Origin of the sequence: Paludisphaera soli, assembly GCF_011064595.1 — a bacterium.
Lineage (GTDB): Bacteria > Planctomycetota > Planctomycetia > Isosphaerales > Isosphaeraceae > Paludisphaera > Paludisphaera soli.
Map to the genome: position 1 here is coordinate 105,623 of NZ_JAALJI010000025.1, position 6,452 is coordinate 112,074.

A 6,452-nucleotide genomic window follows, 5' to 3' on the forward strand; every position below is an offset into this window, starting at 1 on the left:
ACCGGCAAGGCCCGGGCCGGGCTTGCCGGAAGCGCAGGAATCGCTAGGGTATCGGCTGCGAGCTTCCGCGTGGACTGGAGGCGGAGCGGATTCGTTACCAGGGATGGACGGTGGACAGCATGACTCGAATCACGATCGTCGCCGGCGCGTGGGCGTGGGCCCTCGCCCTGGGCCTCGGGGCCCTTTCCTCCACGGCGCAGGCCCAGCCGATCCGGTTCTCGACCTCGGGGACCTTCGAGCTGCCGGCCGGTCCCGTCGAGATGATCGGAAAGACCGACGCGACGGCCGAGGCGGGCGGCCTGATCATCGGGGCCGTCCCCGTGGGCGGGAACCCCGGGGCGCTCGGCTCCACGCCGTTCCAGCTCAAGTTCGCGTTCGACGGCCTCCCGGACATCGAGGTCGGCGGCACGATCCTCAATCTCGGCTACAACCCGGACCTGCCCGTCCAGGACGTGATCGCGACGACGACGGCGGCCTCGGCGCAGATCCGCCAGTATCCCGAGATGTTCCAGCGCCTGCTCGCCCACCCGGACTGGATGCACACGACCTCGTTCCGGGGCGATCGGCCGATCATGGAGTTGGCGATCTGGGTCCATCCCGAGGACCCCAACTCGGCCCGCCCGGTCCCCGAGCCCTCCACGGCCCTCGTCGCCCTCGCGGCGATCGCCGGGCTCGCCTGGAAGGCCCGCCGTCGGACGACCGGCGACCCGCGCTGACGCCTCGCGACGAGGCCCGTTTGCGAGAGGGGGCCCGCAGGAGCTTCGCCAAATCTCCGACGTCCGCAACGTGGCGGGGGCGTCAGGGGGCGGGGATCGCGAACTTCTGGATCCGCTGGTTGCTCGAATCGGCGACGTAGAGGCGGCCCCGGCCGTCGAAGGCCATGCCGTGGGGGTGGTCGAGCTGGCCGGGTTCCGGGCCCGACTCGACGATCCCGAACAGGAAGCGTCCCTCCGGGGTGAAGCACTGGACGCGGTCGTTCAGGCTGCTGACCCAGACGCGGTCGCGGCGATCGAGCGTCAGGCCGATCGGGCCGTAGGTGCCGGCGAGCGAGCCGAAGTTCAAGGCGCCGAACCCGCCCGGCTGGTCCCCCTTGTCGCCCCAGCTCCGGAGCGGCCGGCCGTCGGGCGCGAGCTGCTGCACCCGGCCGAGGCCCGCCTCCGTGGTGTAGAGCCGGCCCTCGCGGTCCTGGCCGAGGAAATGGGGCCCGGCGAACCGCGAGCCCGCGGGATCGCTCCCGCCGAAACGTCCCGGCTCGGAGCCGTGGCCCCCCCACGCGCCGAGGAACCGCCCGTCGCGCGTGAAGTGCTGGACGCGGTGATTGCACTGGTCGACCGCGAAGAGCGTGCCGTCCCGGCGCAGCACCATCCCCCCCGGCTGGTTGAACTCCCCCTCCCCGCCACCCCGACAGCCCCACTCGCGGACGACCGCACCGGCGTCGTCGTAGACCGCGATCCGGTGCTGGTTCATGAACGAGACGTAGATCAGGCCCCCTTCGTCCACCGCCAGCCCCCCCACGATGCACGACTTGCGCGGCGGGGCGTCGAGGGGGAGCGGGAACTGGGACAGATAAGTCCCGTCGGCGGTGAACTTCTGGATGCGCGCGTTGTTCAGGTCGGCGACGTAGACCTCGTCCGCGGCGTTGACGGCGACGTGGATGGGCGAGTGGAACTGGCCCGGGCCGTCCCCCCGCTCCCCCCAGGCGAGCAGGAACTCGACCCGATCCGGGGGCCCGGCGCGGAGGCCGGAGCCCGCCGCGAACAGCAGGCCCGCCGTCCCAGCGAGCATGCCGCGTCGAGTCGAACGAGCGAGAAGCGTGCTCATCGAGTCGGCCTCCCGGCCCGGCGGACGCGGGCCCCCGGGGAGGGGCCCGCGATGTGCGATCATCCGAGGAGCGAATCGGCCGGGTGCTGCCAGGGCGCGCGGTAGGGGCCGCGCAGGAGCTTCGTGGCCTCGTCGTCGCCGACGACGATCCGCTTCGACGGGTCGTAGACGAGCGGGCGCTTGACCTGCATGGAGAGGTTCGCCAGCAGGCACGAGGCGGTCGAGATGTGCCCCTGCTCGATGTCGGCGATCGGCTTCGAACGGTTCGCGACGGCGTCGAGGAAGTTCCGCATGTGGAGCCGCGTCGCCGGGGCGGCGTTCAGCTCGATCTCGGGCTCGTTCACGTCCTCGGGGTACTTCTCGCGTTCGAAGACGCAGTCGAAGTGCAGCGGCTTCCCCTCGCCCTGGGGGATGAAGTCGGCCCGCATGGTGCTGGCCTTGAGCGTCCCCTTCTCGCCGTAGATGAACAGGGCCCAGGGGTACTCGGGGTCGGGCGCCGTGCCCCAGGTCCGGTGCTGCCAGACCACGTCGAAGTCGGGGTACTCGAAGGTCGCGGCCTGGGTGTCGGTGATGTTCGACTTGCCGTCCTTCTGCACCAGGATCCCGCCGTTCGACGAGATCTTCGTCGGCCATCCCAGCCCGAGCATCCAGCGCACGGTGTCGAGCATGTGCACGCACATGTCGCCGGTGATGCCGCTGCCGTACTCCATGAAGGTCCGCCACCAGCGGACGTGGGGCAGGCCGTCGTAGGGCCGCAACGGCGCGGGGCCGGTCCACATCTCGTAGTCGAAGAAGTCCGGCGGGGCGGTCACGGGCGGGTTGTCGTTCGCCCTCATGTGATAATAGCAGCAGACCTCGACGTGGCCGACCTTGCCGAGCAGCCCGGCGTCGACGACCTGCTTCTTGGCCTCGATCAGGTGCGGCGTGCTCTTGCGCTGGGTCCCCACCTGGACGACCCGGTCGTGCTTGCGGGCGGCGGCGACCATGGCCTCGCCTTCCAGCACGTCGTGGCTGATGGGCTTCTGGACGTAGACGTCGGCCCCGGACTCCACCGCCGCGATCATCGGCAGGGCGTGCCAGTGGTCGGGCGTGGCGACCAGGACGATGTCCAGGTCCTTCTCCTTGAGCAGCTCGCGGTAGTCGCCGTAGGTCCTCGGCGTCTTGCCGGACTTCTGGCGCGAGGCGACCATCTCGGCCGCGTGGGCGAGCTGCTTCTTGTCGGGGTCGCAGAGCGAGACGACCTCGACGGGCGCGACCTGGATCAGCCGGAAGAGGTCCGACTTGCCGTACCAGCCGCAGCCGATCAGGCCCACGCGATACGTCTTCTCGTCGGCCGCCCCGCGCGTGAAGCCCCCGATCATCGAGGCCGTCAGTCCCGCCGCGCCGAACTTGAGCGCGTCCCGGCGATTCGTCATCGGTCGTTTCCCCTGGGGTGCTTCCTGGCCGTCTCAACCCTGGCGGACGGCGATCCAACCGAGGATCGCACAGGCTCGCCCCCCGTTCAACCCGCCCGGCCGGCCGCCGCGGCGATCCGGCTCGCCGCCCGCTCGGCGGCCTGCTCGCCGGTGTGGATGCACATGGGGACGCCCACCCCGCCCAGCCAGTTGCCGGCCAGTTCCAGGCCGTCGAGGGCCTTCGCCCGCTCCTGGATCGCCGCGACCCGCTCCAGGTGGCCGACCTCGTACTGGGGCATCGTCTCCCGCCACCGCGAGACCGACCACGCCTCGGGCTCGCCCTGCACGCCCAGCAGCGAGGCCAGCTCGCCCGAGGCGATCCGCACCAGCTCGGCGTCGTCGGCGTCCACCAGGTCGGGCCGCTTGGCCCCCCCCAGGAAGACGCGGATCAGGACCGAGCCTTCCGGGGCGCGGCCGGCGAACTTGACGCTGGAAAAGCTCCCCGAGAGGATCTGCCGCTTCTCCACGAACGGGACGACGAAGCCGAACCCGTCCAGCGGGTGCGCGATCCTGTCACGGCGGTAGCCCAGCGAGACGATCACGCTTGACGTCGACGCGATCCCCGCCAGGTCGACCGCGGCCGCCGACGAAGCCTCGCGCAGCAGGCCGGCCGCGGCCTTCGCCGGGGTCGCCACGATCACCGACCGGGCGCGGAGCGGACTCGGCCGATCGGCCAGGTCCAGCCGCCAGCCCTCGGCGTCGCGCGTGAGGCGGCGGACGGGCGATTCGCACCGCACGGCTCCGGCGGGGAGCCTCGCGACCAGCGCGTCGACCAGCTCGGACATCCCCCCTTCGAGGCCGACGAACAGGCCGTAGCGGGCCCCCGAGCCCCCCGCCTGCGGGCTGCTCGCGCCGGCGGCGCGCATGGCCTTGATGAGGCTCCCCTCGCGCTGCTCCATCTCCAGGAACCGGGGCATGGTCGCCTTGACGCTCAGGCGCTCCGGGTCGCCGGTGTACATGCCGCCGACGAGGGGCTGGATGAGCCGCTCGTAAGCTTCGCGGCCGAACCGCCGGCGGGCGAAGCCGGCGAGGCTCTCGTCCGAGCCGTCGCCCTTAGGGAGGAACCGCTCCATCGCCAGCCGCAGCTTGCCGGGGATGCTCAGGATCCGGGTGCGAACCATCGGCCCGATCTTCGAGGGCGCCATGATGATCAGGCCGTCCGGGATCGGCTCCAGCTTCCCGGCGTGGACGACGAACGACCGCCGGTGCCGAGAATCGGTCTGGATCAGGCGATCTTCGAGGCCCAGCCGGCGGCAGAGGTCGATCGCCCAGGGGACGTTGGTGATGAAGCTGTCGGCGCTCCCCTCGATCAGGAAGCCGTCGCGACGGCTCGTCCCCAGCACGCCGCCGGGTTTGGGGCCGGCCTCGAGCACGGCCACGCTCAGGTCTGGGTCGATCTCGCGGAGGCGGTGCGCGGCCGCCAGGCCGGTGATCCCTCCCCCCACGACCGCCACGTCCACGGCCTCGTGCTCGGCCTCGTTCAGGTTCAGGCTCCCGCCCGTCGTCTCCGGCTCGTCCCGCATCGTCGCCTCACCTTGGCCGGGCGGGCCGGGCGCTCCTTGAGAGGCCGGTCGGGCTCGGCTAGATTGTGGATGGAGATATCCAGTATATCGAGGTCCCCCGCCCGGCGTGAGCCGAAGGGGGGACGCCCGCCATGAGCCATGCCCGCCCCTCGCCGTCGGCCGGCCCCGCGCCGCCCGACTGGACCCGCCGCCGCAACTTCGACGCCAGCCCGCTGATCGCCTTCTACGAGATCACCCGGGCCTGCGACCTGGTCTGCCTCCACTGCCGGGCCTGCGCCCAGCCCCGGGCCGACCCCGCCGAGCTGGACACGTCGCAGTCGCTCCGCCTCATCGACCAGCTCGCCAGCTTCCCCGAGCCGCCGCTCCTGGTCTTCACCGGCGGCGACCCGCTCAAGCGGGCCGACCTGTTCGAGCTGATCGCCCACGCGGCCGGGATCGGCCTGCAGACGGCCATCACCCCCTCGCCGACCCCCCTGGTCACGACCGAGGCGATCCGCCGGCTCAAGGCCGCCGGGATCGGCCGGATGGCCGTCTCGCTCGACGGCGTGGACGCCCCGACCCACGACGGCGTCCGGGGCGTCGCCGGCTCGTTCACCATGACTCAGAAGATCATGGACGACGCCCGCGACGCCGGCCTCCCCGTCCAGGTCAACACCACGCTGACCCCCGGCACGTTCGACCAGCTCGAGGCCATCGCCGACCTGCTGGAACTCCGGGGGATCGCCCTCTGGTCGCTCTTCCTGATCATCCCCGTCGGCCGCGCGACGGCCGACCTGCGGCTCGACGCCGACCGCTACGAGCAGGCCTTCGCCCGGCTCTGGAAGCTCTCGCGCGAGCATTCCTTCATGATCAAGACGACCGAAGGCATGCATTACCGCCGATACGTCCTCCAGCGCCGGAAGGAGTCGGGCAGGGCCGAGCCGATGAAGCTGTCGGCCCGGGGCTGGAACGGCGGTCTGCCGGGCGTGAACGACGGCCGGGGCATCCTGTTCGTCAGCCACGCCGGCCTGATCCACCCCAGCGGCTTCCTGCCCCTGACCTGCGGGATGTTCCCGTTCAACAGCGTGGTCGACGTCTACCAGCGGTCGCCGATCTTCCGGCGCCTCCGCGACGCCGACTCCTTCGGCGGCAAGTGCGGCGTCTGCGAGTACCGCCACGTCTGCGGCGGCAGCCGCGCCCGGGCCTTCGCCGTGACCGGCGACCCCTACGCCGCCGAGCCCGACTGCGCCTACATCCCCCGAGCCTGGGACGAGGCCCACGCCCCACTCGCGGAAGCCTGAAGCCGACCGGCCGGAAATCGGCTTCGTTCGCACCCTCCGGAAAACGAACCCAATCGACCGAAACACCATCCCAGCCAGGCCTTAACCGCGACATCCAGCCCCCGGAAATTGGCTTCGTTCGGCGCGCTTCGCCCCTCCTTCGCGGTCTCGGGATACGCGCCGATCTCCCTTTCCCCGCCGATCCCACGGGCGGGGAAGGGGGTCCAGGAAATCCAGACGACCGGGATGCCAGAGAGCGAGCCGGGTCCGCGCAGACCCCCAGGTCCACAGTTCCCCATTTTCGCGGGATGGGGACGGCTCGCTCGAAAATGGAGGGGCCGTGGTCAGGGGGCGGGCGCGTCGTCGAGCTTCCGCAGCAGGCGGTCGAGCTTCTC

General features: G+C 71.5%; 5 protein-coding genes. 2 read left to right on the top strand and 3 right to left on the bottom strand.

Annotation, left to right across the window (positions count from 1 at the left end):
* Positions 1 to 119 precede the first annotated feature (119 nt).
* Positions 120 to 716: a PEP-CTERM sorting domain-containing protein gene (locus tag G6O68_RS24895; RefSeq protein ID WP_165251366.1), complete on the top strand. Its 597-nt coding sequence runs from the start codon at positions 120 to 122 to the stop codon at positions 714 to 716.
* Between the two features lie 82 nt (positions 717 to 798).
* On the opposite strand, the gene G6O68_RS24900 is transcribed toward G6O68_RS24895, so the two are convergent.
* The 3 genes from G6O68_RS24900 to hemG form a co-directional block, all read right to left on the bottom strand.
* The gene (locus G6O68_RS24900; protein ID WP_165251367.1) at positions 799 to 1,821 is read right to left on the bottom strand and encodes a hypothetical protein; all 1,023 of its coding nucleotides are present in this window, start codon (positions 1,819 to 1,821) and stop codon (positions 799 to 801) included.
* A gap of 59 nt (positions 1,822 to 1,880) precedes the next feature.
* Complete coding sequence (locus G6O68_RS24905; protein WP_165251368.1) at positions 1,881 to 3,236, bottom strand: Gfo/Idh/MocA family protein; 1,356 nt, start codon at positions 3,234 to 3,236, stop codon at positions 1,881 to 1,883.
* Between the two features lie 86 nt (positions 3,237 to 3,322).
* Positions 3,323 to 4,798 (bottom strand): protoporphyrinogen oxidase, encoded by a 1,476-nt coding sequence (gene hemG, locus G6O68_RS24910; RefSeq protein WP_165251369.1) that lies wholly within the window; start codon positions 4,796 to 4,798, stop codon positions 3,323 to 3,325.
* Positions 4,799 to 4,929: 131 nt separating this feature from the next.
* Here hemG and G6O68_RS24915 point away from each other — a divergent pair, with 131 nt between their 5' ends.
* Positions 4,930 to 6,078 carry a TIGR04053 family radical SAM/SPASM domain-containing protein gene (locus tag G6O68_RS24915; protein WP_165251370.1) on the top strand — a complete coding sequence of 383 codons (1,149 nt, stop codon included), beginning with the start codon at positions 4,930 to 4,932 and terminating at the stop codon, positions 6,076 to 6,078.
* Positions 6,079 to 6,452: the final 374 nt, after the last annotated feature.